This window comes from Runella sp. R5_40 (assembly GCF_057652295.1).
Genome location: NZ_JBYFCH010000001.1, coordinates 1,003,727 through 1,029,128, shown reverse-complemented (window position 1 = coordinate 1,029,128; position 25,402 = coordinate 1,003,727). Strand labels below are relative to the sequence as shown.

Annotated in this window: 22 protein-coding genes and 1 pseudogene; 15 read left to right on the top strand and 8 right to left on the bottom strand. The window is 45.6% G+C overall.

Going from position 1 to position 25,402, the window contains the following annotated elements; translation table 11 throughout:
* Positions 1–89: 89 nt before the first annotated feature.
* The 8 genes from pheT to AC23N5_RS04415 all read left to right on the top strand — a co-directional run bounded on the left by pheT (position 90) and on the right by AC23N5_RS04415 (position 8,929).
* The gene (gene pheT, locus AC23N5_RS04450; RefSeq protein ID WP_487754605.1) at positions 90–2,519 is read left to right on the top strand and encodes a phenylalanine--tRNA ligase subunit beta; all 2,430 of its coding nucleotides are present in this window, start codon (positions 90–92) and stop codon (positions 2,517–2,519) included.
* A gap of 18 nt (positions 2,520–2,537) precedes the next feature.
* Positions 2,538–2,942, top strand: a complete 405-nt coding sequence (locus AC23N5_RS04445) for a hypothetical protein (protein WP_487754604.1) — start codon at positions 2,538–2,540, stop codon at positions 2,940–2,942.
* A gap of 10 nt (positions 2,943–2,952) precedes the next feature.
* Positions 2,953–3,261 (top strand): cell division protein ZapA, encoded by a 309-nt coding sequence (locus AC23N5_RS04440; RefSeq protein WP_183977195.1) that lies wholly within the window; start codon positions 2,953–2,955, stop codon positions 3,259–3,261.
* 159 nt (positions 3,262–3,420) lie between these two features.
* Positions 3,421–4,923 (top strand): ribonuclease Y, encoded by a 1,503-nt coding sequence (rny, locus tag AC23N5_RS04435; RefSeq protein WP_374758003.1) that lies wholly within the window; start codon positions 3,421–3,423, stop codon positions 4,921–4,923.
* 211 nt (positions 4,924–5,134) lie between these two features.
* Positions 5,135–5,797, top strand: coding sequence for an ABC transporter ATP-binding protein (locus AC23N5_RS04430; RefSeq protein WP_183977199.1), 663 nt, complete (start codon positions 5,135–5,137; stop codon positions 5,795–5,797).
* Between the two features lie 32 nt (positions 5,798–5,829).
* Positions 5,830–7,146 carry a TolC family protein gene (locus AC23N5_RS04425; RefSeq protein WP_487754603.1) on the top strand — a complete coding sequence of 439 codons (1,317 nt, stop codon included), beginning with the start codon at positions 5,830–5,832 and terminating at the stop codon, positions 7,144–7,146.
* A gap of 203 nt (positions 7,147–7,349) precedes the next feature.
* A complete protein-coding gene (lgt, locus tag AC23N5_RS04420) occupies positions 7,350–8,195 on the top strand; it encodes a prolipoprotein diacylglyceryl transferase (RefSeq protein WP_183977203.1) in 846 nt (281 codons plus the stop codon).
* A gap of 125 nt (positions 8,196–8,320) precedes the next feature.
* On the top strand, positions 8,321–8,929 hold the full coding sequence (locus tag AC23N5_RS04415; protein ID WP_183977205.1) for a transposase: 609 nt from the start codon (positions 8,321–8,323) through the stop codon (positions 8,927–8,929).
* Between the two features lie 114 nt (positions 8,930–9,043).
* On the opposite strand, the gene kynU is transcribed toward AC23N5_RS04415, so the two are convergent.
* Positions 9,044–10,330 (bottom strand): kynureninase, encoded by a 1,287-nt coding sequence (kynU, locus tag AC23N5_RS04410; protein ID WP_487754602.1) that lies wholly within the window; start codon positions 10,328–10,330, stop codon positions 9,044–9,046.
* A gap of 158 nt (positions 10,331–10,488) precedes the next feature.
* On the opposite strand from kynU, the gene AC23N5_RS04405 reads away from it, so the two are divergent.
* The 3 genes and pseudogenes from AC23N5_RS04405 to AC23N5_RS04395 all read left to right on the top strand — a co-directional run bounded on the left by AC23N5_RS04405 (position 10,489) and on the right by AC23N5_RS04395 (position 12,731).
* Complete coding sequence (locus AC23N5_RS04405) at positions 10,489–12,114, top strand: ABC-F family ATP-binding cassette domain-containing protein (protein ID WP_183977208.1); 1,626 nt, start codon at positions 10,489–10,491, stop codon at positions 12,112–12,114.
* 39 nt (positions 12,115–12,153) lie between these two features.
* Positions 12,154–12,384, top strand: a complete 231-nt coding sequence (locus tag AC23N5_RS04400) for a DUF433 domain-containing protein (RefSeq protein ID WP_487754601.1) — start codon at positions 12,154–12,156, stop codon at positions 12,382–12,384.
* A pseudogene (locus AC23N5_RS04395) lies at positions 12,381–12,731 on the top strand (DUF5615 family PIN-like protein). The gene AC23N5_RS04400 and the pseudogene AC23N5_RS04395 overlap by 4 nt, the downstream one beginning before the upstream one ends.
* A 27-nt stretch (positions 12,732–12,758) precedes the next feature.
* Here AC23N5_RS04395 and AC23N5_RS04390 read toward each other — a convergent pair.
* Genes AC23N5_RS04390 through AC23N5_RS04375 form a run of 4 tightly spaced genes read right to left on the bottom strand, consistent with a single transcriptional unit; the run spans position 12,759 to position 15,245 of the window.
* A complete protein-coding gene (locus tag AC23N5_RS04390) occupies positions 12,759–13,136 on the bottom strand; it encodes a type II toxin-antitoxin system VapC family toxin (protein ID WP_487754600.1) in 378 nt (125 codons plus the stop codon).
* Positions 13,137–13,141: 5 nt separating this feature from the next.
* Positions 13,142–13,351, bottom strand: coding sequence for a type II toxin-antitoxin system VapB family antitoxin (vapB, locus tag AC23N5_RS04385; RefSeq protein ID WP_183977212.1), 210 nt, complete (start codon positions 13,349–13,351; stop codon positions 13,142–13,144).
* A gap of 37 nt (positions 13,352–13,388) precedes the next feature.
* Complete coding sequence (locus tag AC23N5_RS04380) at positions 13,389–14,069, bottom strand: LytR/AlgR family response regulator transcription factor (RefSeq protein WP_487754599.1); 681 nt, start codon at positions 14,067–14,069, stop codon at positions 13,389–13,391.
* A 3-nt stretch (positions 14,070–14,072) separates the two neighbouring features.
* Positions 14,073–15,245 carry a sensor histidine kinase gene (locus AC23N5_RS04375; RefSeq protein WP_487754598.1) on the bottom strand — a complete coding sequence of 391 codons (1,173 nt, stop codon included), beginning with the start codon at positions 15,243–15,245 and terminating at the stop codon, positions 14,073–14,075.
* A 231-nt stretch (positions 15,246–15,476) separates the two neighbouring features.
* Here AC23N5_RS04375 and AC23N5_RS04370 point away from each other — a divergent pair, with 231 nt between their 5' ends.
* From AC23N5_RS04370 to AC23N5_RS04355, 4 genes are all read left to right on the top strand, one after another.
* On the top strand, positions 15,477–20,960 hold the full coding sequence (locus AC23N5_RS04370; RefSeq protein WP_487754597.1) for an alpha-2-macroglobulin family protein: 5,484 nt from the start codon (positions 15,477–15,479) through the stop codon (positions 20,958–20,960).
* Between the two features lie 123 nt (positions 20,961–21,083).
* Positions 21,084–21,458: a diacylglycerol kinase family protein gene (locus AC23N5_RS04365; protein ID WP_487754596.1), complete on the top strand. Its 375-nt coding sequence runs from the start codon at positions 21,084–21,086 to the stop codon at positions 21,456–21,458.
* An 18-nt stretch (positions 21,459–21,476) separates the two neighbouring features.
* On the top strand, positions 21,477–22,112 hold the full coding sequence (locus tag AC23N5_RS04360; RefSeq protein ID WP_183977220.1) for a hypothetical protein: 636 nt from the start codon (positions 21,477–21,479) through the stop codon (positions 22,110–22,112).
* Between the two features lie 38 nt (positions 22,113–22,150).
* A complete protein-coding gene (locus tag AC23N5_RS04355) occupies positions 22,151–22,456 on the top strand; it encodes a winged helix-turn-helix domain-containing protein (RefSeq protein WP_122932904.1) in 306 nt (101 codons plus the stop codon).
* 37 nt (positions 22,457–22,493) lie between these two features.
* Here AC23N5_RS04355 and AC23N5_RS04350 read toward each other — a convergent pair whose 3' ends face one another.
* The 3 genes from AC23N5_RS04350 to AC23N5_RS04340 all read right to left on the bottom strand — a co-directional run bounded on the left by AC23N5_RS04350 (position 22,494) and on the right by AC23N5_RS04340 (position 25,389).
* Complete coding sequence (locus AC23N5_RS04350; RefSeq protein ID WP_487754595.1) at positions 22,494–23,384, bottom strand: porin family protein; 891 nt, start codon at positions 23,382–23,384, stop codon at positions 22,494–22,496.
* A 183-nt stretch (positions 23,385–23,567) separates the two neighbouring features.
* Positions 23,568–24,782, bottom strand: coding sequence for a phospho-N-acetylmuramoyl-pentapeptide-transferase (gene mraY / locus AC23N5_RS04345; protein WP_183977223.1), 1,215 nt, complete (start codon positions 24,780–24,782; stop codon positions 23,568–23,570).
* Positions 24,783–24,873: 91 nt separating this feature from the next.
* On the bottom strand, positions 24,874–25,389 hold the full coding sequence (locus tag AC23N5_RS04340; protein WP_183977225.1) for a hypothetical protein: 516 nt from the start codon (positions 25,387–25,389) through the stop codon (positions 24,874–24,876).
* Between the last annotated feature and the right edge of the window lie 13 nt (positions 25,390–25,402).

Sequence of the window (25,402 nt, the reverse complement as noted above, 5' to 3'; positions counted from 1 at the left end):
TTGCGTTACAAATAAAGCCCCTCACCCCAAAGGGGGATTTGTACGTACCATAAAAAAGCTCCCCATTGGGGCAGGGGGCTGGGTTATCTATGAAAATTTCCTACAATTGGCTTAAACAACTCATTGATATTCAGGAGTCTCCCGAAGAAGTTGGTAAATTATTGACCGCTACGGGCTTGGAAGTAGAAGGAATCGACCCCGTCGAACGTGTCAAAGGCGGATTGGAAGGAATCGTGGTGGGAGAAGTCCTCACCTGCGAGCCGTTTACTGTCAAAGAAAAAACATTACACCTCACCACCGTTGATACAGGCGCAGGCGAACCAAGCACGATTGTGTGCGGAGCAGCCAACGTGGCGGCGGGACAAAAAGTGATTGTCGCTACCGTCGGGGCAACCATTTATCCTACCGAAGGCGAGCCGTTTACGATTGGAAAACGTAAAGTTTACGGCCAGCCGTCGGAAGGGATGATTTGCGCCGAAGACGAAATCGGTATCGGTCATTCTCACGCGGGTATCATGGTGCTAGACACCGATTTGCCCAACGGAACTCCCGCCGCGCAGTATTTTGGCGTATTGCCCGACTACGTGATTGAAATTGGTCTTACTCCCAACCGCGCCGACGCAGCGTCGCACCTTGGTGTGGCTCGCGACTTGAAAGCTGTTTGGGGACGTGAACTGACCAAGCCGTCGGTAGCGGCATTTGACCAGTTGCCCGTAACCAATCTCCCGTCATCTATTGAAGTAACTGTCGAAAATACCGAAGCTGCGCCACGTTATGCGGGTGTTTGCTTGGCAGGCTTGACCGTGGGTGAGTCGCCCGAGTGGCTCAAAGAAAAGTTGCAAGCAGTGGGAGTGCGTTCGATTAACAACATCGTGGACATCACCAACTTCATTTGTCACGAATTGGGGCAGCCACTGCACGCTTTCGACGCCGCAAAAATCACAGGCAATAAAGTCATCGTGAAAAACCTACCCGAAGGAACTCCTTTTGTAACCCTCGACGGCGTAGAACGCAAACTTTCTGAGCGTGACTTGATGATTTGTAATGCCGAAGAACCCATGTGTATCGGGGGTGTTTTTGGGGGAACAAAATCGGGCGTGACTGAAAGCACTACGGCGATTTTCTTGGAATCTGCTTATTTTTCTCCAGCGTCGATTCGTAAAACGGGTACTTTCCACACGCTCAAAACCGATGCTTCGTTCCGTTTTGAGCGTGGAACTGATCCTAACATGCCTATTTATGCCCTCAAACGGGCGGCATTGCTGATATTGGAAGTGGCAGGTGGACACATTGCGTCGGATGTAGTGGACATTTACCCTAATCCCATTCCAAACCAGGAGGTAGCGGTAAAATACCGAAATATTGACCGCTTGATTGGAAAATCGCTTGACCGCGACTTGATTAAGCAGATTTTGACAAGCCTCGACATCGAAATCCAAAACGAAACACCCGAAGGTTTCTTGGCATCGGTCGCCCCTTACCGCGTTGACGTGACGCGTGAGGCGGATATTGTGGAGGAAATTCTGCGGATTTATGGATTCGATAACATCGAGTTGTCGGAACACTTGTCGGCCAATTTCCTCTCGGGCTTCCCGTTGGTGGACCCCGACAAGCAAAAATTGCGCATTGCCAATATCTTGGCAGGAAATGGCTTCAACGAAACCATGACCAATTCGCTCACCAAACCAGCCTACAACGAAGCCGTGCGGGCGAGTTTAGTTGGGGAAGATGTAGTGATGCTCAACCCGTTGAGCGAAGACCTGTCGGTGATGCGTCAGACGATGTTGTTTTCAGGGTTAGAAACCTTGGCCTACAACCTCAACCGCCGTCAGCGCGACCTCAAAATTTGTGAGTTTGGAAAAACTTACCACAAAGTAGAAGGCAAATACAAAGACGTTGCACACCTAGTGTTGTTGATGGCAGGACACCAACAAGCCGAAAGTTGGGTAGCCAAAGACCAAAAGCTGGCGTTCCACGATTTAGCCTCTATGGTACATTTGGTGCTCAGTGCTTTTCGAGTACAAGGCGTTGAAAAACAAGAGATTCAGGATAAAACAGTTTTTGAATACGGGCTTACGTACACCGTAAAGAAAAAACCAGTGGTGAGTTTTGGACAAGTAAAAGGCAAACACACCAAAATGCTCGACATCAAGCAGCCTGTGTTTTATGCCGACTTCGACTGGGCGTATTTGTTGAAACAATACCAAGACAAAGTCCGCTTTACGGAAGTATCAAAATACCCCGAAGTACGCCGCGATTTGTCGTTGGTGTTGGACAAAACCGTGAGTTTTGAACAGATTCGTCAGTTGGCTCAAAAATACGAACGCAATTTGTTGACGAATGTGAACGTTTTTGACGTGTATGAAGGTGAAAACATCGGAGCGGATAAGAAATCGTACTCAGTGAGCTTCACCCTTCAAGACACCGAACAGACACTCACCGACAAGGTGATTGACAAAACGATGCAAAAGCTAATGATGGCTTTTGAGAAAGAGTTGGGAGCAGTGATTCGTAAATAGTACTAAGCGATGCCAGACTTGGAACGGAAACTTGTAACGTATGGCAATAGCGATGTGCTGGAACGGCTCAATATGCAGTTTCGCCAGATAGAACAGCGTATCAATACGTTGCAAGTTACTTTACAGTTTGAAAAAGTGACGCACGAGGAGCTGAAAATGCGTTTTGAACAGCTCGAAAAGGCGCACGAAAAACAAAGTGAAGAACTAAAAGAAACCCGACAACAGTTACGAACCTTAAAAACAGAAAACAAACAATTGCGCGAAAAAGAAGTTTCTTTGAAGGAAAAGTTAAATAATTTCAAACAATTGTCTATAATTGTAAAAAACCCGAAAAACGCCAACGCGATAACGGAACTGAATAGCAAATTGGACGATTACATTCGATACATAGAGGAAACGATAACGCTGTTACGAACTATTTGATTTGACACCAATGGAATCCAAAAAGAAACGGCCTCCTATCAATATCACAATTGGTAACAAATCGTTTGAACTTCGTACAAGCTCTGAGTTTGAGGAAGAATTGATACGAAAAGCCGCCAAACTGGTGACAGAGCAAATAGAATATCGGATGAAAAATAAAAAAGGAGAAGTACATTTAGAAGAAATACTGTCGATGGTTTGCCTTGATGCTACAGTAGCACGCTTAAAAGGCGACTATGATTTGAGGACATTGAAAGAAGATGTCTTCAAGAACTTAGACACGATACAAAATAACTTCCAATCGACAACACAGCCCTAAGCCAGCTTTTTTGTCGAAATCGTTCTTGAACCAATCAGTCTTGCTCCGTTCGTTGATGGGCGTTGGGAATATGTTAAACCAACAAACACACAGCACAAAAAAATGGATCCAATATTATTGCTTGATGCCGCCATCTCGGCAGCCGTTGGAGCAGCTATCATGTATTTTGCCATCAAAAAAGCCAATAAAAAGATGGAAGATGATGCTCAACAGCGCGCCGCTGAGATTGTCAAGAATGCAGAAATTTCGGCCGAAAATATAAAGAAAGACCGTATCCTTGAGGCCAAAGAAAAATACCTCAAATTGAAAAGTGAGTTTGAGGAAGATTCAAACAAGAAGAAACAGATTATTCTTCAGAACGAGCAGAAAATCAAACAGCGCGAGCAGCAACTCAACCAGATGACGGAACAAAATAAACGTCGCGAAAATGAGTTGGAAGGTCTTCGTAAAAATCTCGAACAACAAACGGAAGTAGCGACCAAACGCCGCGAAGAAGCCGAAAAAATGCACCGCTCTCAGGTAGAGCAATTGGAGCGCATTGCTAACCTTACGGCCGAACAAGCAAAACAGCAGTTGGTCGAAGCGATTCAGGCAGATGCCCAAACGCAGGCGTCGGCGTTTATCAAAAACACCATCGACGAGGCAAAACTTACCGCTACCAAAGAGGCCAAGAAAATCGTTATCGAGACGATTCAGCGCACGGCTTCTGAACATGCCATCGAAAATACGGTTTCGGTATTCAACATCGAAAGTGACGACGTAAAAGGTAAAATCATCGGTCGCGAAGGGCGCAACATCCGCGCACTCGAAGCCGCTACGGGTTGCGAAATCATCGTGGACGATACGCCAGAAGCCATCGTTATTTCGGGTTTTGACCCCGTTCGTCGTGAAATCGCCCGCTTGTCGTTGCACCGTTTGGTACAAGATGGTCGTATTCACCCTGCACGTATCGAAGAGGTAGTATCAAAAACCAAGAAAAATATCGAAGACGAAATCGTCGAAATTGGCGAGCGTACCGTTATCGAATTGGGCGTACACGGCTTGCACCCTGAGTTGGTGAAAATGGTAGGTCGGATGCGCTTCCGCTCGTCGTACGGCCAAAATTTGCTCCAGCACTCACGCGAGGTGGCACGTCTTTGCGCAGCGATGGCGGCAGAGTTGGGCTTGAATGCGAAATTGGCGAAACGGGCGGGGCTTTTGCACGACATTGGAAAGGTTTGGCCCGAAGAATCAGAATTGCCACACGCAATTTTGGGGATGGAATTGGCCAAGAAATACAAAGAAAACCCAGAGGTTTGCAACGCGATTGGGGCTCACCACGACGAAATTGAGATGACAAGCATGATGTCGCCGATTATTCAGGTGTGTGATGCGATTTCAGGTTCTCGCCCAGGCGCTCGCCGCGAAATGATGGAATCGTACATCCAACGTTTGAAAGACCTCGAAAACTTGGCAACCAGCTTCCCAGGTGTGGACAAATGTTACGCCATTCAAGCGGGTCGTGAGTTGCGCGTGATTGTCAATTCAGATACTGTAAACGACGAAACGGCCAGCAAGCTTTCGTTTGATATTTCGCAAAAAATTGAGAAAGAAATGCAGTACCCTGGCCAGATTAAAGTGACTGTTATCCGCGAGATGCGCTCGGTCGCTTACGCTAAATAAGCAAGCAAAAGACAAATGGGCAAAGAGCAAATGCACTTTGCCTAGGTCTAAATAAACGATATTTTCTTCGTCCGAAGGCGTACAAATGTTGTCCGTTTTCGGACGTTTTTTATTTTTGCGGTATGGCTTTAGGTTTGATAATCAACAGAATAGCATACTGGCACAACTCGTGTAATGACTACAAACTATACATTATACAACAGCACAATTCATGATTCAGCTCAAAGGTATTTCTAAGTATTATCCCGCAGGATTTGGGAAAACGTACGTACTACGAAACATCAATTTAGACATAAATGAAGGAGAGTTTGTGTCCATCATGGGGCCGTCAGGCTCAGGGAAGTCCACTCTTTTGCACATTTTAGGGTTGTTGGAAGAACCATCCGAAGGCGAATATTTTTTCTTTGACGAACGCGTTGACAAACTCAGCGAGAAAAAACGCACCGAATTACACCGCCACCGCATTGGGTTTGTTTTTCAAGCGTACCATTTGATTGACGAACTGACGGTCTATGAAAACATCGAAACACCGTTGTTGTACAAAGGAACATCATCGTCGGAGCGGAAAAGCAGGGTAGCCGAACTGCTCGACCGCTTTAATATGGTCGCTAAAAAAGACCTTTTCCCTAGCCAGCTTTCGGGAGGGCAGCAGCAGTTGGTCGGTATTGCACGGGCCATTGTCCACGAACCAAGCATCATTTTTGCCGACGAACCAACGGGAAACCTGCACTCGGAACAAGCCCAGCAAATTATGGAACTGTTCAAAGAACTCAACGAAAAAGACAAAGTATCCATCGTACAAGTAACGCACTCGGAAGTAAATGCCACCTACGGAAATCGAGTCATTCGATTGAAAGACGGCTGGGTTTCATAAAGAAGTGAGTCATATTTATTGGTAGAAATTCAATGAAAACAATTCAATTGGTGATAGCCATAGGAGCGTTGGCGTTTTCAACTTCCGTGATGGCACAAAAAACGGTATCGCTCAAAGAGTGCGTAAGCATTCTTGAAAAAAATAACCTTACCTACCGCGAGAGCCAACTACAAGCGCGGGGAGCGTCGGCCCAATTGCAGCAAAACAAATCGCAGCAGCTGCCACAAATTGGTTTTAATGCGGGTCAAAACCTAAACTTCGGGCGCAGTATCGACCGTTTTACCAACGGGTACATCGACCAAGTTTATAATACCAACTACGTAGGGGTTGGCTTTCAGATGCCTCTTTTTCAAGGTTTTCAGATTCAGCACCAAATTCAGCAGGGGATAGCCCTGCGTGATGCCGCCATCAAAAACCAAGAAGCGACCCTCAACCAGCAAATCATTCGATTGCTGCAAGCCTACGTCCAAGTTTTGGCGACCGAAGCCTTGCACAAAGCCGCCCAAGAACAAGTAACGTCTTCGCAGCAGCAAGTGGAGCGAGTAGAGCGCCAAGTATCGGCAGGAACGGTGGGCCAAAATACCCTGTACGAAATTAAGGCGCAGTTGGCCAATGATAAATTTGACGAAGTAACGGCCCGTAACAATGAACAATTGGCCCGTTTATCCGTCTTTCAATTGCTTAATTTGCCACCCGATGGAACCGTCACCTTTGCGCCTGTCGAATCGAGAGATGTAGCGGCAACGACATTGAGTGCCGAGAGTATCTATGAAGATGCCGTAAAAATGTTGCCAGAAATCAAAAGCAGTGAATTGCGTTTGGGAAGTTTTGCGAGTCAAATCAAGGCCGTCAAGGCCAATAACCTGCCATCGTTGAGTTTATCAGGGAATTTTGGCGCTTTTTATGCGTCATCAAACGCCGAACGTAGCTATTTCAAACAATTAGACGCTACCCGAAACGGCTCGTTGAGTTTGGGTTTGAACGTACCCATCATGGGCCGTTGGCAGATACGCCCCCGCGTCGAAACGGTGAAAGTGCAGCAACAGTTGGCGGAAAACCAAGTAAGTACGGTCAAACAACAACTTCGCCAAGCGATTGAGCAAGGAACCCAATTGCTGGCCGCGACCATCGACCGCTACGCAGCAGCGCAAAGCCAAGTGGAGTCGTTAAGGGCTAATTTTGGAGCCGCCGAAAGTCGATTAACCGCTGGAACGGCCAGTGTGTTTGAATATACCCTTGCCAAAGCAAACTTGGCCCGCGCCGAAGCCAATGCTATTCGTTCCAACTACGAATTGACGCTCCAACGTCAAATCATGGACTTTTACCAAAAAGGGAAGTGGGAATTTTAATGCGTCGGAGGTTGTAAGCAACCTCCGATCTGAACTTGTTTTCAAACGGTATATATTTAACTCGCTTATAGTCAGTAATTTGTTGTTAGGGTAGGTGCTAATTTCAACATTTCGAGCCAAAGCATTATGTACTTCTAATAATCTTTGTTGATTTTTGTAGAGGTTTTAGTATCATTGATACCTTTATTCAAAATCAGTCATTTATGTTTGGCTACATCATCTGGGACGTTAATCCCGAAATTTTTAGCATTGGTAGTTTTTCGATTCGCTGGTATGGATTGTTATTTGCATCAGGATTTTTGGTCGGCCAGCGCATCATGTCTCACATTTTTCGCAAGGAAGGCTTAAAAGAAACGTTACTGGACTCACTCTTATTAACAATGGTGATTACGACCGTTATAGGAGCACGATTTGGCCATTTCTTGTTTTACGAACCAGAGGTTCTGCTTAAAAACCCTCTTCAAGTTATTACCCCTCCGTTTGCGGGTTTGGCAAGTCACGGAGCAGCCATAGGTATTTTGTTGGGCTTGTTTATTTATTCTCGTTCCAAAAAAATCAACTTTTTGTGGGTGGTTGACCGTATTGTGATTACTGTTGCCCTGGCAGGCTGTTTTATTCGCATGGGTAACCTGATGAACTCGGAGATTGTAGGAAAAGTAACGACCATGCCTTGGGGCTTTGTCTTTACGCACAACTTTGAGTTTACGCAGTACCCGCGTCACCCAGCCCAATTATACGAAGCCATTGCGTGCTTGGTATTGTGTCTTCTTTTGTTCTGGATTTGGAACAAACGCAAAGCACAAACTCCACAGGGCTTATTGTTAGGTATCTTCCTAATTTGGGTTTTTGGGCTTCGTTTTGTCATTGAGTTTTTCAAAGAAAACCAAGTGGCTTTTGAAAACGAACTCACCTTTAATATGGGACAAATTTTGAGCGTTCCTGCGGTATTACTAGGGGTGTTTTTCTTGGTATATGCCCTCAAGAACAAAGACAAAGAGCAAAAAATATTTACTGATGCCTCGGTAGAAGAAGCCAACCGCATTGGATGAAATACGAGATAGCTGTAACCGAATACTAATTTTAAAAAGTAAGACGGGGTCTAGTGTTGAAAAAACTGTAATTTAGAGGGGACATCTAGTCCCCTTTTTTTATTAACAAAAATCATCCTGAACTCATGAAAAAGATTTCGTTTTTAACCCTACTGTTATCAGTATCGGTTGTACTGTCGAACTGTGCTGGGAAATCGGAAGAAGAAAAAGCCAAAGAAGAACCTAAAAATGGTTTGGAAGCCCTGCAAAAAATAGCGGACGAAGCCGAGAAAATGTCGAAAGAAGGCCCTAAAGAAACGGTTGACCCTAAATTGCTGAAAGCATTGCTACCCGCGGATGCCGATGGCCTCAAACGCAAAGAAGCATCGAGTGAAAAAACGGCGGCGATGGGATTCGGCGTATCTACGGCCAAGGCTGATTACAGCGATGATAACGGGCAAAGCATTGATGTCGAAATTGTGGACGTAGCGGGTACGGGCGTAGCGCTGATGGGAATGGCCGCGTGGTCGATGGCGTCGGTAGATAAAGAAACTGAACACGGCTACGAAAAAACAACCGAATACGACGGTCACAAAGCGTTTGAAAAATACAATTCCGACTCAAAAGACGGTGAAATTTCGGTCTTAGTCGCCAATCGCTACATCGTGAATGTGCGCGGAAACGGTGTGGGTATCGACAAAATAAAGTCGGTGCTTGGCGATATTGATTTGGATAAATTAGCGGATTTGAAATAAATGGTTGAGACATTCCAAGTTTCAAAAACTTGGAATGTCTGTGTCATACCTTCCCGAAAGTTCCAACAACTTTCGGGAAGGTCTTGCTTCTAAAAACTTTCGGGAAGCTGTTGCTTAAATCACCGCTCGTAACATTTCTCCTGTTCGCCACACTTCTTCAAAGGTATTATAAAGCGGGGCGGGCGTAAGGCGGATACAATTGGGTTCGCGCCAATCGCCAATCACGCCGTTTTCGACCAAATAATCAAAAACAGCTTTCCCTTTTCCCTCAATCAACAGTGAAAGCTGACTTCCCCGTTGCGAGGGGTCGGTGGGCGTCATCACTTCAATTTTAGTCCCTGATTCATTCAATCGACGGATAATTTCTGCCAATAATCCTGTTAGCGCTTCACTTTTTTGACGAATAAGAGGCATGGTCGCTTCTTCAAAAATAGCCAACGAAGCGCGGTGAACCGCCAAAGCCATGATGTTGGGAGTACTCAATTGCCACCCTGCGGCACCTTCCATGGGGACAAAGCCTTTGGTCATCTCAAAACGACGATTTTCTTCGTAGCCCCACCAGCCTGCCAAGCGTACAAGGTTGGAAGAATGGTGCTTCTGGTGAACGAACACGCCCGATACCCCGCCTGGGCCAGAATTTAGGTATTTGTACGAACACCAAACGGCGAAGTCCACGCCCCAATCGTGCAGTTGCATTGGAATGTTTCCAGCGGCATGGGCTAAGTCAAACCCGACGTTGATGCCTAATGAGTGGGCTTTTACGGTGATGGTTTGCATGTCGAAGACCTGCCCCGTGTAATAATTGAGGCCACTCATGCAAACCAAGGCGAGGTCGTTGGCGTGGGTTTCGATGGCTTCGAGGAGGTCTTCTAGTCGAATGGTATATTCACCGCTGCGCGGAGCTACTTCGATGAGGGCATCGGCGGGGTCATAGCCACGGAATTTTAGATGGGTTTCAAGGGCATACTGGTCCGACGGAAAATCACCTGCGATGGTCAAAATTTTGTATCGCTGAGGAGTTGGTTGGTAGAATGATACCAGCATCAAGTGAAGATTCACGGTAAGGTGGTTCATCGGGCAAACTTCCTCATCCAAAGCCCCCACGACTTGCCCAAGCGCTTGTTGGCAATACCGATGATAGCTTAGCCAAGGTTTTTCTCCCTCAAACCATCCTTCTACGCCGTGTTGCTGCCAGGTAGTGAGTTCTTGCTCAACCGCCGTTCGGGCCGTTTTAGGCTGTAAACCAAGCGAATTGCCGCAAAAATAAGTCAAAGGAGTACCGTTTTGTTCAGGAATAAAAAACTGAGAACGAAACTTGCGAAGTGGGTCGATGGCATCTTGTTGCAAAGCCCAAGCATGGAGTTCATCTGACGAAAGCGAGCGTAGGTCGAGCGTCTTCAATGGAATGTCGTTTGTTGATGTACAAACCTACATAAACCCTAAATTTGAAACAATTACCTCCAAGAAACTCTTCAAACAGAGATAGGAATAAGTGCCAACTTTCACCCGAAAAATTCGTAATTTTGCACCATCTTTCACAGAAAATATCAATTCATTAAATGGTAACGGTTTCAAATGTGTCGTTGCGCTACGGTAAACGAGTGCTTTTCGACGAAGTAAATATTAAATTTAACCCAGGAAACTGCTACGGGGTGATTGGAGCCAACGGAGCAGGCAAGTCAACGTTCTTAAAAATTCTTTCAGGTGAAATCGACCCACAAACAGGAAGCGTAGCGATTACGCCAGGCCAGCGGATGGCGGTTTTGAAACAAAACCAGTTTGAGTTTGACGAATACCAAGTCTTACAAACGGTCATGATGGGCTACAAGCGTTTGTACGAAATCATGCTCGAAAAAGACGCGATTTATGCCAAAGAAGACTTTACCGAAGCCGATGGTGAGAAAGCCGCTGACCTTGAAGCGGAGTTTGCCGAAATGAACGGTTGGGAAGCTGAACCCGAAGCGGCGTCATTGTTGAGTGGTTTGGGAATTAAGGAAGACCTTCACTATGCCCAAATGACTGACCTCGACCCCAGCCAAAAAGTACGGGTATTGTTGGCCCAGACACTCTTCGGAAACCCCGATATTCTACTCCTTGATGAGCCTACCAACAACTTGGACGTAGAAACGGTAATGTGGTTGGAAAACTTCTTGAACAACTTCAAAAACATCGTCATCGTAGTATCCCACGACCGTCACTTCCTTGACCAAGTGTGTACGCACGTGGTTGATATTGACTTTAGCAAAGTACAGTTGTACGGTGGTAACTATACCTTCTGGTACGAGTCAAGCCAGTTGGCGTTGAAACAACGTGCTGATCAGAACAAGAAATCCGACGAAAAGCGCAAAGAATTGGAGGAGTTTATCCGCCGCTTTAGTGCCAACGTAGCGAAGTCAAAACAAGCAACGGCGCGTCAGAAAATGTTGGACAAACTCAACGTGGACGAAATCCAGCCTTCGTCGCGTAAGTATCCGTACATCAACTTCAAGCCTGAGCGCGAGATTGGTGATCAAATATTGGCGGTAGAAGGCTTGTCGAAAACGGCCGAAGACGGTACGAAGTTGTTTGAAAATATCTCATTCCGTGTGAATCGCGAAGATAAAATTGCTTTTATCGGGCGTAATACATTGGCAATAACGGCCTTGTTTGAAATTTTGCACGAGGAAATCAAGCCAGATGCGGGAGATTTCAAATGGGGAGTAACGATTACGAATGCTTATTTCCCGAAAGACAGCGATCACTTCTTCAAAACCGAAGATAACTTGGTGGATTGGCTACGTCAGTTCTCGAAAGAAAAAGATGAAAGCTTTATCCGTGGGTTTTTGGGACGGATGCTTTTCTCGGGCGAAGAGTCGCTCAAAAAAGCAAGTGTGTTATCGGGAGGAGAAAAGGTACGTTGTATGTTGTCGAAAATGATGCTTTCGGCGGCGAACTTCCTTACCTTAGACGACCCAACCAACCACTTGGATTTGGAATCAATTACGGCCTTGAACAACGGCTTGATTGATTTCAAAGGCGCGATGTTGTTCTACTCGCACGACCACCAATTCATCCAAACGGTTGCCAACCGCATCATCGAAATCACGCCAAATGGTATTTTGGACAAGATGATGACCTACGATGAATACATCACCGACGAACGCGTAAAAGCCCAACGCGAAGCGTTGTATGGGGCGTTGGTGTAGGGTTTAGAAGTAATGCTTTACGTTTAAATGAAACCTGCTATGGATTATGCAAAATTTGTAGAGTCAAGCCCCGACGTAATGATGGGAAAGCTCGTCATCAAAGGTACTCGCATTCCTGTTGAGCTAATCTTAGAAAAGTTAGCAGCAGGTCAAACCGAGGAAGAGTTGCTTTTAGACTATCCACGGCTGTCTCGTGAAGCCATTCATGCAGCGCTTGCCATTGCAGCGGAAGCGGTTAGAGATATGAAATTCTACAAATTAGCGTCATGAAAATTGTCGCGGATGAAGGGATTGAAGCCCGCCTTGTCTTAGGTTTAAGAGAGGCGGGTTTCGATGTTTTATATATCGCTGAAGAAGTGCCGTCATTACCCGACGAGGGAGTATTGGATTTATCTGTACGATAAGGCCGACTTTTATTGACCAGAGATAAAGATTTTGGCGATTTGGTTTATAGAGATAGTAAAAAACACAACGGCATTGTCTTAGTGCGTCTCAAGGATACAATGCCCACGCCTGAAAAAGTCAAGATTGTATGCGATGCCTTTCGTCAACATGGGACAGATTTTCAAGGAGCTTTTTCTGTTATTGACGAAAATTATATCCGAATTAGACACTAAGCCGTTCAAATGAGCGGCTTTTGTTTTTTACCAAGTCCTTTTAATAGGATAAGGGTCTATTTGATTATCTACACTTAGAAAAACATAATTATTAGAAAGAGCTTCAGCAATGAGTAGCCTATCGAAAGGGTCGCGGTGGTAGAGAGGCAGTTCTTTTACTGTTTTTATTGCATTTTCGGAAATTGGTAAAATGGTAATGGCTTCTTTTTGTACTTGTGAAATCAATTGATCAAGATCATATGAAAGAGATAGTTTCCCAATAGAAATTTTGATTGCGATTTCCCAAAAAGAAATTATGTGAACGAAACAGGTCTCATTCTCAATCAGTTTTTTTACTTTAGATGATAATTGGGGGTTATCTTCTAAATACCATAACATGGTATGCGTATCTAGTAAATACATCATTGGAACTACATATAATCTTTAAAATCTTCTAAAGGAGCATTGAAGTCATTAGACATATACGTGACCAATCCTTTCATACTTCCCGCTTTGCGTTTTGGCGCAGAACGCTTTGAATGGTATTTTGAAGATAAATAACCAATAAAGTCCAAAACCTCCTGCTGTAACGGGGTAGGTAATTTGTTGAATTCTTCTAACAGTAACTGTTCGGTCGCCATTTTATGCTTTTTCTACAAATTTAAACTTTTTTGTTTTTTATCCCAACAACACTCTTTCCACGCTTTCACGGTACGATTCACCAATGGGAATGGTGGTTTTGGGCAATACCAATTGATGTCGTTCAATTTTGAGGATTGCCTCAATGGCGACGATATACGACTTATGAACGCGTAAAAAACGCTCAGGAGGTAAAATGCGAAGCAGTTCGGTGACAGTCATGCGTGTAATGACGCGACGGCTGCGTTCGTAGATAAACAACAGGTTGGTGTCTGATTGAATGTACTGAATTTCACCCAGCGACACGCGCACCCAATCGTAGCCCTCTTTCACAAAAATGTAACCCTGCCCTTCCACCCGTTGGCTTTGCTGGGCATAGACGCGATTGGCGGCTTGCAAAAAGCGGGAGAACTCAATCGGTTTCAGCAAATAATCTAATGCCTGTACGTCAAACCCTTGCACGGCAAATTCGGGGTAGGCGGTGGTAAAAATAACCTGCGTTTGTCCCTGAAGAATCCGTGCGAAATCGGTGCCAAGTAAATCGGGCATTTTGATGTCCAAAAACACGCAATCGACGCGTTCTTTTTTCAAAAAAGCTAGGGCTTCTTTGGGACTCACAAAGGTTTGTTTTAGGTCCAAAAATGGCACAAGGTGGGTATATTCTTCGATAACGGCCAAAGCCGCAGGTTCGTCGTCGATGGCGATGCAGGAAACGTTCATGGTTTACAATTGAAGCGTCAAATCTACGAGAAAAGTACTTTTTTCGGGGCCAAACGCCAAGGTATATTGGTGGGGATACAGCAACTCCAGCCTCTTTTGGGCGTTTGCTAGGCCCGTTCCTGCCCCTTTTTGGGGATCTTGTACCGTTAGAAGGCTATTTTCAACGCGCAGGTGGAGTTTTTTGTCTTCAATCGTTAAGCTAATAGTGACAAAGCTAGGCGCGTCCAAACTGATGCCGTATTGGAACGCATTTTCAATGAAGGGAATCAACAACAACGGTGCAATATCGGCGGGTTCTTGGTCCCAATGGATTGACGTATTGATGGATACGTGGGGGTGTTGCGGCAAGCGGGCACGTTGGAGGGCGAGGTACTTTTCAATAAATGCCAGTTCCTTTTCCAACGATGTTTTTTCGTGACGAATTTCTTCTACGCTGTGCCGTAAAATCCCCGATAATTGTTGTACCAACTGCGCCGTGGGCGTGTCTTTTTCGGTGAGGGCCGAACTGTAAATGGTATTGAGCGAGTTGAACAGAAAGTGAGGGTTTAACTGCGCTTTCAACGATTGAATTTCTACTTCGCGTTGCTGCTTTTCCAGTGCTTCTTCCCGCTTACGATTTTGCCAAACGTACATGACGAGGGTGAAAGCTCCTGTATATAGAAAGATTGTTATGATAAATCTTCCCCCAATCATAATTAAAAACGCATTTCTGAGACCATTGCTACCAAGAATTATGAAAGACTCCTTTAGCAATTCTCCATAAGGGCGAAATAATCGTCCTTGCTCCAATTGCTCTTTTCTCCAAGCTTCATCATTGGTATAAACATAGGTATAATTAGACGCTAACCAATCATTAAACGCCCAGAGGAAAATTTTGAAAACAAAAACGAATCCTATATATACAAATAGCTTTATAATGAATGGTTTATATCTTTTTTTGGTTAAATCTTGAAAAACAAATAAATAAAAAGAAGTTGCAATCGCGACTGGCCACAGGGTATTGAACACTGGAGCATCTTGAGCTAAAAATAAATCTAATTTAAGTGCATATCCAGTTACAGGAATCCCCTCCCTTATGAGAGAAAATGTATATGAACTAGCAAATGCTATTAACGACAAAACAGTAAAAACAATCCCATAATGAATCCAGAACAATCGCCATTTATTGATGTGCATAGCTGTATGGTTTAGAATGATGCCCCAAAGCAAATACAACCATCGGAGCGGTAAAAATAAATGTGGCGAGTACTTCAAAACACGTGCTGTACCCCCTAAAAAATTGCGAAAAAGGCCCTCGCGAAGCCGTCAAATAATTGGCCGTACTTTTTGTTGCGTACTGTTCACAATTTACCGAACTTTCATCGTTTATTGGCCAAATTCTAAACCGTCTTTCCAATGCGCTCCTTTATGAAGCACTTCAGAGTCCCTCGCCTAGCAGGAGAGGGATTTAGGGTGAGGTTACTCGCTCTACTCACGCTTTTTTCCACCACCTTCCTCTCACAATGTGGAAAACTCAACGAAATTCGAGTAGTAGGTCGAAATTTTGAAGACGAAATCAACCTCGCTCAAAACTTGGTTTTTACGTTCAACAAAGACATCGTTCCTACGTCCGAACTCAACAGCTGGGAATCGACCAAATTTATTGAGTTTATTCCTGCCGTGGCGGGGAAATTTAAGTGGACAGCTCCCAACGAATTGGTGTTTTCGCCTGCGAGTGGGTTTGAACCTGCAACCGAATACCGCGCCGAATTGAGTAAGGAGTTGGCCAAGAAAACCATCGACAAACGCTACGACGTATCGGGCGACGATGTGACGTTTCATACGCCTTACCTCCAACTTACCGAAGCCGAAACCTACTGGACTAAGTCGCGCGAAACGGGTAAACCCTTGGCAAAAACCAAGTTATATTTTAATTATGACCTCAGCAGTGGTGAAATTGGCGGAAAACTCAGTGCCAAGAGCGATGAGAAAAAGTTAAACCCTTCCGTCATTCCTACGCAAAATGCGCCCGTGGTGACGGTCGCTTTGGGGGAAGCCCTCGCCGATAAAAATGAACAACCGCTCGAAGTAGCCGTTGAAAAAGGGGTAAAAGTTCCTAACACAACCTACACAAGCACAGCGCCTTTGGCCTTGTCGAGTAGCATCCCATCGGCAACAACGCTCGAAGTGAAAGACGTCAAAACGGGCTTTGAAAACAACCGAGGCATGGTGCGGGTCATTACGACGCAAGAACTGAAAAACGAGGATTTGAGCACCTATTACAGCATTCAGCCCGCCGTACAGACCAAAGCCGAGCTGACCGAAAATGGCTTCGTCATTCGGGGTGATTTTAACGAAACTGATACCTACGTGCTCACCCTCACCGACCAAGTGCAAGGAGTTTTGGGCGCGCGTTTGGAAGAGCCCGTCAGTAAAGATTTGTTTTTTGGGCTGATGCCTGCCAGCATTTCGTTTGTCAACAAAAAAGCCATTTACCTCTCGTCAAAAGGCGCGCGAAATGTGGGCATCCAGATTGTGAACGTTCCGAAAGTACAGGTAAAAATTGCGAAAATTTACGAAAACAACATTTTGCAGTACCTCCGCAGCAACCGTTACGAAGAATACGGGTATTTGGGTGGAGGTGAGGATAATTGGGGGCCTACGGGAAATTACAACTACGACGAAGATTACAACCAAGTATTCAGCGATGTAGTAGTGGACAAAACGGTGGAAACCGATAATTTGCCCAAAGTAAAGGGCGTTTCAGCGTTGAATTTGGGGATTCCCGACGCGACCAATGAGTTTCGAGGAATTTATGTGGTGACGGTGCAGTCAAAAGACGAACAGTATAACCGCGCCATCAAAATGGTGTCGTTGTCGGACATTGGGCTCATTGCCAAACAAGGTAAAGATGAATTGTGGGTGTTTGCCAACTCGATTAAAACCGCCGAGCCACTGGGTAAATTGGAAATCAGCTTGGTTTCGACCAACAACCAAACCGTTGTAAAAGGAAAAACCGACAATGACGGGGTGGTGAAATTTGAAAAGTTGTCGGAAAAAGCGCCGAATTTTAAAATTGCGATGATTGTGGCCCAAACGCCGCGTTCGGAGGATAACACGGTTCAGGACTTTAACTACTTGTTGTTGGAAGATGCCCAAGTCGAAACCTCCCGTTTTGAGGTAGAAGGCAAACGCGATAATGCGTCGGGTTTTGAGGCGTTTGTGTATGGCGACCGCGACATCTATCGTCCAGGGGAAACGGTGCACTTTAATACCGTTGTTCGTCAACAAAATTGGAAAAGCGTGGGTGAAATTCCGTTGAAAATCAAAGTAATTTTACCCAATGGGAAAGAATTGAAGACGTTTCGGGTCACTACCAACGGCCAAGGTGCCGTTGAAACGTCGGTAGCACTCGACAAAGCGGCCGTCACGGGCGGCTACAGTGTCGAAGTGTATAATGCCAACGATGTGTTGCTGACCTCCAAAAAACTGAGCATTGAGGAGTTTATGCCCGACCGTATCAAGGTGGACGTCAAAGCAAATCAAGACCATTACCGTACGGGGCAAACCATTCAGCTCAACGCAACGGCCCTCAATTTGTTTGGCCCACCTGCCTCGGGGCGAAACTACGAAATGGAGTTTTCGTTGAAGAAAAAAGCCTTTTTTGCCGAAAAATACAAGGAGTATATTTTTGATATACCCAACAATAGCAAATACGAAAACACCGTACGCCAAGGAGTAACCGACGACAACGGGCAGGCCAAAGAGGGCTTTGTGCTTCCTGCTACGTACCAAGATGTGGGTGTGTTGGAAGGAAAAATTTACGTAACGGTTTTTGATGAAACAGGCCGCCCCGTTAATCGCCTCAAGCGTTTTGATGTCTTTACCCAAGACGTGTTTTATGGGGTACGAATGCCCGATAGCTACGTCGGGCTCAACGCCCCCGTTCCAATTGGTTTGGTGGCGGTGGACAAAGATGGTCGCCCCAAAGCAACCGCGACGGCCCACGTGGACATTGTGCGAATGGAGTATCAAACCGTCGTAGAAAAACAAAACGACCAGCTACGGTATGCGTCCAAAAAACGTGAAAAAGTAGTGTATTCCAACGTAGTTTCGTTTAAAAATGGCCTATCCGAAGTACGATACGTGCCCATAGTGTCGGGCGAATACGAAGTTCGCATTCGTCGGGCAAGCGGCGTGGCGGGGTATTCGGTGACGCACTTTTACGCGTACGGTTGGGGAGGTACGTCGGCTTCGTCGTTTGAAGTAAGCAACGAAGGGGAGGTGTTGATGGAGTTCGATAAGCCATTGTACCAAGTTGGGGATAAGGCAAAGGTGTTGTTCAAAACGCCTTTTGCGGGAAAACTATTGGTGACGGTGGAGCGCAATCAGGTATTGGAGCATCATTACCTAGAAACCGACAACAAATCGGCCGAATTTACTTTCTCGTTGGGCGATGAGCATTTGCCCAATGCCTACGTTACTGCTACTTTGATTCGTCCGTTAGATAATTCAAATCTACCGCTGACAGTAGCGCACGGTTTTGCCTCGGTGAAAGTGGAAGAAGAAGATACCAAAATTCCCGTAGAAATTGTGGCGGTTGAAAAATCGCGCTCAAAGACTAAACAGAGAATAAAAATCAAAACTGCGCGGAATGCCCAAGTAACGGTCGCGGTAGTGGACGAAGGAATTTTGCAAATCAAAAATTTTCAAACCCCTGACATTCACGGGTTTTTCTACCAAAAACGCGCCTTGGAAGTCAATAGCCACGACTTATATCCGTTCCTTTTTCCCGAACTATCTTTGGCCTCTACAAGCAGCGTCGGGGGAGACGGCTACGATTTGGAAAAACGCATCAACCCCCTTTCTAATGGGAGGGTGAATTTGGTGGCGTACTGGTCGGGACAACTTGAAACGGGGCTCAGCGGAGAAGCCGAGTTTGAGGTGGATATCCCGCAGTTTTCGGGCGATTTACGCATTATGGCCGTCGCCTACAAAGACAATGCGTTTGGATCGAATAACAAAAATATGAAAGTGGCCGACCCTATTGTCATTAGTACGGCCCTGCCGCGCTTCTTGAGCCCAACCGATGAGGTAATTGTCCCCGTAAATATTAGCAACACCGAAAAAACAGCGGCCAATGTCACGGCAAGTATCGCTATCAGCGGGAAGTTGTCGGCGGTTAGTCAGGTAACTCAGCGCCTAAGCATTGCCCCCGAAAAAGAAGCCAGAACCTATTTTACCATCAAAGCGGCCGAGGCGATGGGCAATGGCTCTGTGGTGGTGACGGTGAATAATGGCAAAGAGAAATTTGTCGAAAAAACGGAGTTAACTGTGCGCCCTGCCGCTTCGTTGCTCAAAGCGAGTCAGTCGGGAGTAATTGCGGGCGGTAGCACTGCTACCATTGATTTGCGAGGAAATGATTTTATCCCGTCAACTGTAACGAGCCGAATCGTAGTGAGTCGTTCACCGATGGTCCAATACGCCAAAGCCCTCGACTACCTGCTCGGCTATCCACATGGTTGCATTGAGCAAACGATTTCGAAGGCATTTCCCCAGCTTTATTTTGGGGAGTTGGCCAAAACGATTGCTCCCAAAACCTACCTCGTCAAAGCAGGCGAAAGCGATTTTAACCCGACTTTCAACGTCCAAGCGGCCATTCAAAAGGTAGAAAGTATGCAGTTGCCCAACGGTGCGGTAAGTTATTGGCCTGCTAGTACCGAGGAGTCGGCCTGGGGCACGGCCTACGCAACACACTTTTTGTTGGAAGCTCAGCGGGCTGGTTTTGAGGTGAATGCATCGGCGCTGGGGCGGATGTTAGACTACCTGACGACCAAAGCAGGAACAGCCGCTACGGAATATGACTACGTTTATAACGAAACAGGCGGCTATACGCAGTTGACGATTGCGAGTCGCACGACGATGTATTCGTTGTACACCTTGGCCTTGGGTGGAAAAGCCAATCGGGCGTCGATGAATTATTACAAACAAAATCAACAGTTATTGACGCTCGACACGCGCTATTTATTGGCAGCGGCGTACAAGCAAATCGGTGACGAACGCAGTTATAAGGCGTTATTGCCCGCCGATTATGTGCCTCCTGTAGGAACGAGAGGGCTAGGTGGAAGTTTTGCTAGTCCGATTCGTAACTTGGCTTTGACGGTCAATACCCTCATTGAAACCGACCCGAATAACCTCCAAATTCCTCGACTTGCCCGACGCTTATCAGAAGCGATGGCGTCGAGTTCGTACCTCAACACCCAAGAAGCGGCGTTCTCGTTTTTGGCGTTGGGGAAATTGGCCAAGAAAAACGCGAATTCGACGGCAACTGCCAAAATGACTATCAATGGAAAAGGGTATCAATTTGATGGAAAAGAGTTGATAGTTTCAACAAATAGCCCCCTTCGTGGGGTGGGGGCTGCCTCGGGTAAAGGCTCGGTCTATTGGTTTGCCCAAACGGAGGGCATCAGTGCCACAGGAACTTACACGGAAGAAGATGCAGGTTTGCGCGTTCGTAAACAATTCTTCAATCGCTTTGGACAACCAATCAGCACGTTCCGACAAAACGACTTGGTGGTGGTAAAGATTAGCCTCAGCAGCACCGACGGCTCACCAGTTGAAAACGTTGTCGTGACGGATTTGCTCCCAGCGTCGTTTGAAATCGAAAACCCACGTTTGACCGAACCCCGCGATATGCCGTGGATTCAGGCACCTACCGTTCCCGATCACTTTGACATTCGCGACGACCGTATCAGTTATTATACTACCGCCACGTCCGAACCCAAAACGTTTTATTACATGGTTCGAGTCATTACCAAAGGCACATTCACGCTTGGCCCCGTAAGTGCCGATGCCATGTACTCGGGCGATTTTAGAAGTTATTCGGGTGGTGGAAAGGTAAAAGTGGACTAAAAACCTAGCCGAAAAGTGCTTAGATAGGGAGTGGACGTTAGTTTTCTGATGTCTTCTCCCTATCTTTGCATCAAACGAAAAAAACGTTTTGTTAGTAGAAAGCGTTTTGAATGAATAAATTCGATGGTTGATATTCGCAAAATGATTCGTAGTTTTAGCTATGCCTTTGAAGGAGTTGTAGCACTATTTCGTTACGAAAACAATGCGCGTTTTCACCTTATTGCGGCTTTTGGAGTAGTTTTGTTAGGAATGGTGCTTGGGTTAGAGCGCTTCGAGTGGGCGCTGGTAGCGATAGTGGTAGGAGCAGTTTGGGCAGCAGAAGCGTTTAATACGGCCATTGAAAAGTTGTGCGATTTGGTTTCACCCGACTACCATCCACAAATCAAAGCGGCCAAAGATTTGGCGGCGGCAGGCGTAATGATAACATCGGTAGTGGCTGTAGTGGTGGGAGCGATTGTGTTTGGCGATAAGCTGTGGTGTTGGTTCTTGAATATGTAAATTCCATAAAATAAACAGATGGATTCTCACAATCAATCATTAGAAACCTTGACCGAGATTCGGGATTTGATGCAGCGTTCGTCAAAATTCCTGTCTTTAAGTGGTTTGTCAGGGATATTCGCTGGTATTGTTGCACTCGGGGGGGCGTTAGTGGCGTATTTGCGTCTCAAAACCGATGCGCTGAGTTATGACGGAATGAGCGACGTTTCGGAGCTCACCCGCGGTGAAATGATGCGTTTTGTACTCCTCGATGGAACCATCGTCTTGGTTTTAGCATTAATTTTTGGGGTATTCTTTACCATCCGTAAAGCAAAGAAGTCGGGGCAAAGTGTTTGGAATAGTACATCAAAACGCTTGGTCATTAGCTTAATGATTCCGCTCGTAACGGGAGGGATTTTTTGCTTAGCGATGTTTTATAGAGGTATTTTGTGGGTGAGTTTTCCCGCAACCCTCATTTTTTACGGATTAGCCCTGCTCAATGCTAGTAAATACACCGTTCGTGACGTCGAATACCTGGGTATTTGTGAAGTAATTTTAGGGTTGATTTCACTGTTTATGACGGGGTATAACTTACTGGTCTGGGCGCTAGGATTTGGAGTTCTTCACATTGTTTATGGAACTTACATGTATTTTAAGTACGACATAAAACGCTAGCAGATTACCCTACTGCAACTAAAGAAAAGACACACTAAATGCTCGAACATTTCAATAAAGCTTTTGAGAGTAAGGCAAGGTTAGGAATCATGTCGGTGTTGATTGTCAATGAGTCGTTGAGTTTCAACGCCCTCAAAGACCTCCTTCAACTGACCGACGGAAACCTCGCTACGCACCTGCGCGCGCTCGAAGAGCAAGGGTATGTGAGTGTTCAAAAACAATTTATTGGACGAAAACCCAACACTACCTACGCCGCTACCGACGATGGCCGCACGGCGTTTACGCAGCACCTCAATACCCTAGAAGCATTTATTCGCTCAGGAACTTTTCAAGAAACGAAATGAGCGCGTGAATTTATACGCACGCGCTCATTTCGTTTAATTAATTCCCCCCAAGCGGAATCAATAGCCCTACCGACCCTTGGATGTTTCGCGTAAACATTTTACTCGCAGCAGGCACATCCCCGTCGCTACCAAGACCATAATAGTAGCGTCCTTCAATGAGCAGTTGTGCCCTTCCAAGTCCCAACGCTACCCCTGCACCTCCCACAGCTCCGTATTCGAGACGTTGATCACCCGAGTCAAATTTCAAGTCAGTGGTGGTCGTAATGCCACTAAAGGTAGTTTTTGCTTTTCCACTGAGGGCATAGCTTCCAAAGCCTCCTGCATTGATAAAAAACTTCGTGGGGCCATTACCAAGCGATACTTTGAACAAAAGCGGGACGGTCACACTGTTGAGGCGGCTTTCGCCCACGAGCAAACTTCCTGCTTGCGAGGCGCTGATTTTATAGGCTGTTTGAGAATACAGGATTTCTGGCTGAACTGAAAACGTTTTTCCACCAAGTTCTACCACCAACCCACCGTGGTAGCCCAACAGAGGATTAACGGTGATTCCGCTGGCTGTGATGGCATCTGAAGTGATAGAACTGTAATTGACACCGCCTCTAAGACCTATTTTTACCCCAAATCCACCTTCGCTTGCCATCGCGGGTGCTGGCGCAGGGATAGGCTTAGTAGGTTTGGGCTTGGCTGGCTCAACCGTTTTGGCCTGCTTGGGAGGTTTAGAGGGAGCGGTGGTTTTCTCAGGTTTTTGGGTAGTAGTTTTCGTTTTTTCTTTTGATTTATCAGTGGTCGGCGTTTTAGGCTTGATTCCGTGGAGTTTATCATATTGCTCTTGCATACTTGGAGTAGGCTGCGTTTGAGCAAGGGTAGTTTGTGAAAATCCAGTAACAAAAAGAGCGGCACACAGCAGCAGTGTCGAGAGCTTATTCATGATTTGTTGGAGTTAGGAAAACACTGATTTAAAAAGTTTACAAAAGTGCAGATTTTTACCCGTACCCTTCTGAGGGATTGTACGGTTTTTATCTACGTGTTTTTACTTGTTTTGGATGTGTAAAACAAAAACGGCGAGTGACTTATAGAAGTTGCTCGCCGTTGTAAAAAAAGATGTGTTTGGTTAGCGGAGTTTCAACGTAACCAAGGTGGCAATGGCCAAAATAATGCCCACAATCCAGAAACGTGCCACGATTTTAGCTTCGTGGTATCCTTTTTTCTGAAAATGGTGGTGAAGCGGCGACATCAAGAAAATGCGCCGCCCTTCGCCGAATTTTTTCTTGGTATATTTAAAATAACTCACTTGCATAATGACGGAGAGACTTTCGGCAAAGAAAATTCCGCACATAATAGGAATCAGTAACTCTTTCCGAATCGCCAACGAAATAACGGCGATGACGCCCCCGAGCATCAAGCTGCCCGTATCGCCCATAAACACTTGGGCGGGGTAGGAATTGTACCATAAAAATCCAATACAAGCCCCCACAAAAGCCGCCACGAAAATTACCATCTCCCCAGAGTTAGGAATGTACATGACGTTGAGATACTGCGAAAATTTGGCATTTCCCGATACATAAGCCAAAACGCCCAGCGTAAGTCCAATAATAATAGAAGTACCCGCCGCAAGACCGTCGATACCGTCGGTAATGTTGGAGCCATTGGACACAGCCGTAATGATGAAAATAGCAACGATGGTATAAATAATCCAAGAATAGCTGTCAGGAAGAAGTCCAAAAAGAAGGTTTGAATAGTCAAACTCATTGTTTTTGATGAAAGGAAGCGTCGTCACGGTAGGGTTAATGAGGTCGTTATAACGTTGAACCTCGCCAATGGCCGAGCTAATGAGGGGTTTGTCATAAATCCGAATTTTAACGTGTTGGTTAAACGACAACGTAATCCCAACAATCAATCCGAGCCCTACTTGGCCTACTACCTTAAACTTTCCGTGAAGTCCTTCTTTGTTGTTTTTGAATTTTTTGAGGTAATCGTCAACGAATCCAATCAAGCCTGTCCAAACTGCCGTGATGAGCAGTAAAACGATATAGACGTTGGAGAGTTTGGCAAAAAGAAGCACTGGAACTAACAAAGAAGCCAAGATGATAAACCCGCCCATGGTTGGGGTTCCTTTTTTCTCCATCTGTCCATGAAGGCCCAAGTCACGAATGGTTTCGCCAATTTGTTTGGTACGTAAAAAATCAATGATACGTCGTCCAAAAATGGCCGCGATGAGGAGCGAGGTGACGGTAGCTCCCAACGCCCGAAACGAAATATATTGAAATACCCCTGCCCCAGGGAAATTGAAGGTCTTGTCTAAATACGAAAATAGGTAATAAAGCATAGTAAATTGGAGGTTAGGCAAACGCAAAAATGCCTATACTTGGCACGATGTCGGCAAGTATAGGCATTTTTAAGAAAATCAGAAAAAGAAATTAGTCTTCTAAATGAAAAGCCGTTTTGACCATCTCATAATCGCCCATGTTAATCGGGGATTTTTTGACCAACGAATTTGGAATTAACACATAGCGGTACTGCTGCTCGCCCATGGGTTTTAGGTTGCCTTTCAAGCCAATCATCACAATTTTTAGGGTAGAGGGCGTAGGCATGGTATAGTCAAAACGCAATTCGGCGCTGTTTTGGCGAATGTTAAAAGGCATGGGATGTATTTGCTCGTCAATTTTAGAATAGACGTACAACTGATTCCCTTCTAACAACGACGGGCTTAATTGTTTGGACGTTAGCTCGCAAGTACGAGCGGGTAAGCCAAATACCGTTGTCGTCACCCATTGGTTGGCATCAATCCAGTCCGACGTAATTACTTCGGAAGTATTGAGGTTAATAAACGAGGGAGTATGCGATGCGGTTTTTGTGCCAGTACAATTAATCATCCAGCCTAAAAATACAATCATTAAAATCCCTAAAATTCCAAAGCGGTAAAAACGATTCATAAAAAACAATTGA

Excerpts from the sequence above, each read along its gene's own strand:
- AC23N5_RS04360 (WP_183977220.1), top strand. The coding sequence starts at position 21,477 with ATGGATTCTCACAATCAATCATTAGAAACCTTGACCGAGATTCGGGAT.
- lgt (WP_183977203.1), top strand. The coding sequence starts at position 7,350 with ATGTTTGGCTACATCATCTGGGACGTTAATCCCGAAATTTTTAGCATT.
- AC23N5_RS04355 (WP_122932904.1), top strand. The coding sequence starts at position 22,151 with ATGCTCGAACATTTCAATAAAGCTTTTGAGAGTAAGGCAAGGTTAGGA.
- AC23N5_RS04365 (WP_487754596.1), top strand. The coding sequence starts at position 21,084 with ATGGTTGATATTCGCAAAATGATTCGTAGTTTTAGCTATGCCTTTGAA.
- rny (WP_374758003.1), top strand. The coding sequence starts at position 3,421 with ATGTATTTTGCCATCAAAAAAGCCAATAAAAAGATGGAAGATGATGCT.
- vapB (WP_183977212.1), bottom strand. The coding sequence starts at position 13,351 with ATGGCGACCGAACAGTTACTGTTAGAAGAATTCAACAAATTACCTACC.
- AC23N5_RS04380 (WP_487754599.1), bottom strand. The coding sequence starts at position 14,069 with ATGAACGTTTCCTGCATCGCCATCGACGACGAACCTGCGGCTTTGGCC.
- AC23N5_RS04340 (WP_183977225.1), bottom strand. The coding sequence starts at position 25,389 with ATGAATCGTTTTTACCGCTTTGGAATTTTAGGGATTTTAATGATTGTA.
- AC23N5_RS04350 (WP_487754595.1), bottom strand. The coding sequence starts at position 23,384 with ATGAATAAGCTCTCGACACTGCTGCTGTGTGCCGCTCTTTTTGTTACT.
- AC23N5_RS04400 (WP_487754601.1), top strand. The coding sequence starts at position 12,154 with ATGGATTATGCAAAATTTGTAGAGTCAAGCCCCGACGTAATGATGGGA.
- AC23N5_RS04405 (WP_183977208.1), top strand. The coding sequence starts at position 10,489 with ATGGTAACGGTTTCAAATGTGTCGTTGCGCTACGGTAAACGAGTGCTT.
- AC23N5_RS04430 (WP_183977199.1), top strand. The coding sequence starts at position 5,135 with ATGATTCAGCTCAAAGGTATTTCTAAGTATTATCCCGCAGGATTTGGG.
- AC23N5_RS04425 (WP_487754603.1), top strand. The coding sequence starts at position 5,830 with ATGAAAACAATTCAATTGGTGATAGCCATAGGAGCGTTGGCGTTTTCA.
- AC23N5_RS04370 (WP_487754597.1), top strand. The coding sequence starts at position 15,477 with ATGAAGCACTTCAGAGTCCCTCGCCTAGCAGGAGAGGGATTTAGGGTG.
- AC23N5_RS04440 (WP_183977195.1), top strand. The coding sequence starts at position 2,953 with ATGGAATCCAAAAAGAAACGGCCTCCTATCAATATCACAATTGGTAAC.
- AC23N5_RS04415 (WP_183977205.1), top strand. The coding sequence starts at position 8,321 with ATGAAAAAGATTTCGTTTTTAACCCTACTGTTATCAGTATCGGTTGTA.
- AC23N5_RS04375 (WP_487754598.1), bottom strand. The coding sequence starts at position 15,245 with ATGCACATCAATAAATGGCGATTGTTCTGGATTCATTATGGGATTGTT.
- pheT (WP_487754605.1), top strand. The coding sequence starts at position 90 with ATGAAAATTTCCTACAATTGGCTTAAACAACTCATTGATATTCAGGAG.
- mraY (WP_183977223.1), bottom strand. The coding sequence starts at position 24,782 with ATGCTTTATTACCTATTTTCGTATTTAGACAAGACCTTCAATTTCCCT.
- AC23N5_RS04390 (WP_487754600.1), bottom strand. The coding sequence starts at position 13,136 with ATGATGTATTTACTAGATACGCATACCATGTTATGGTATTTAGAAGAT.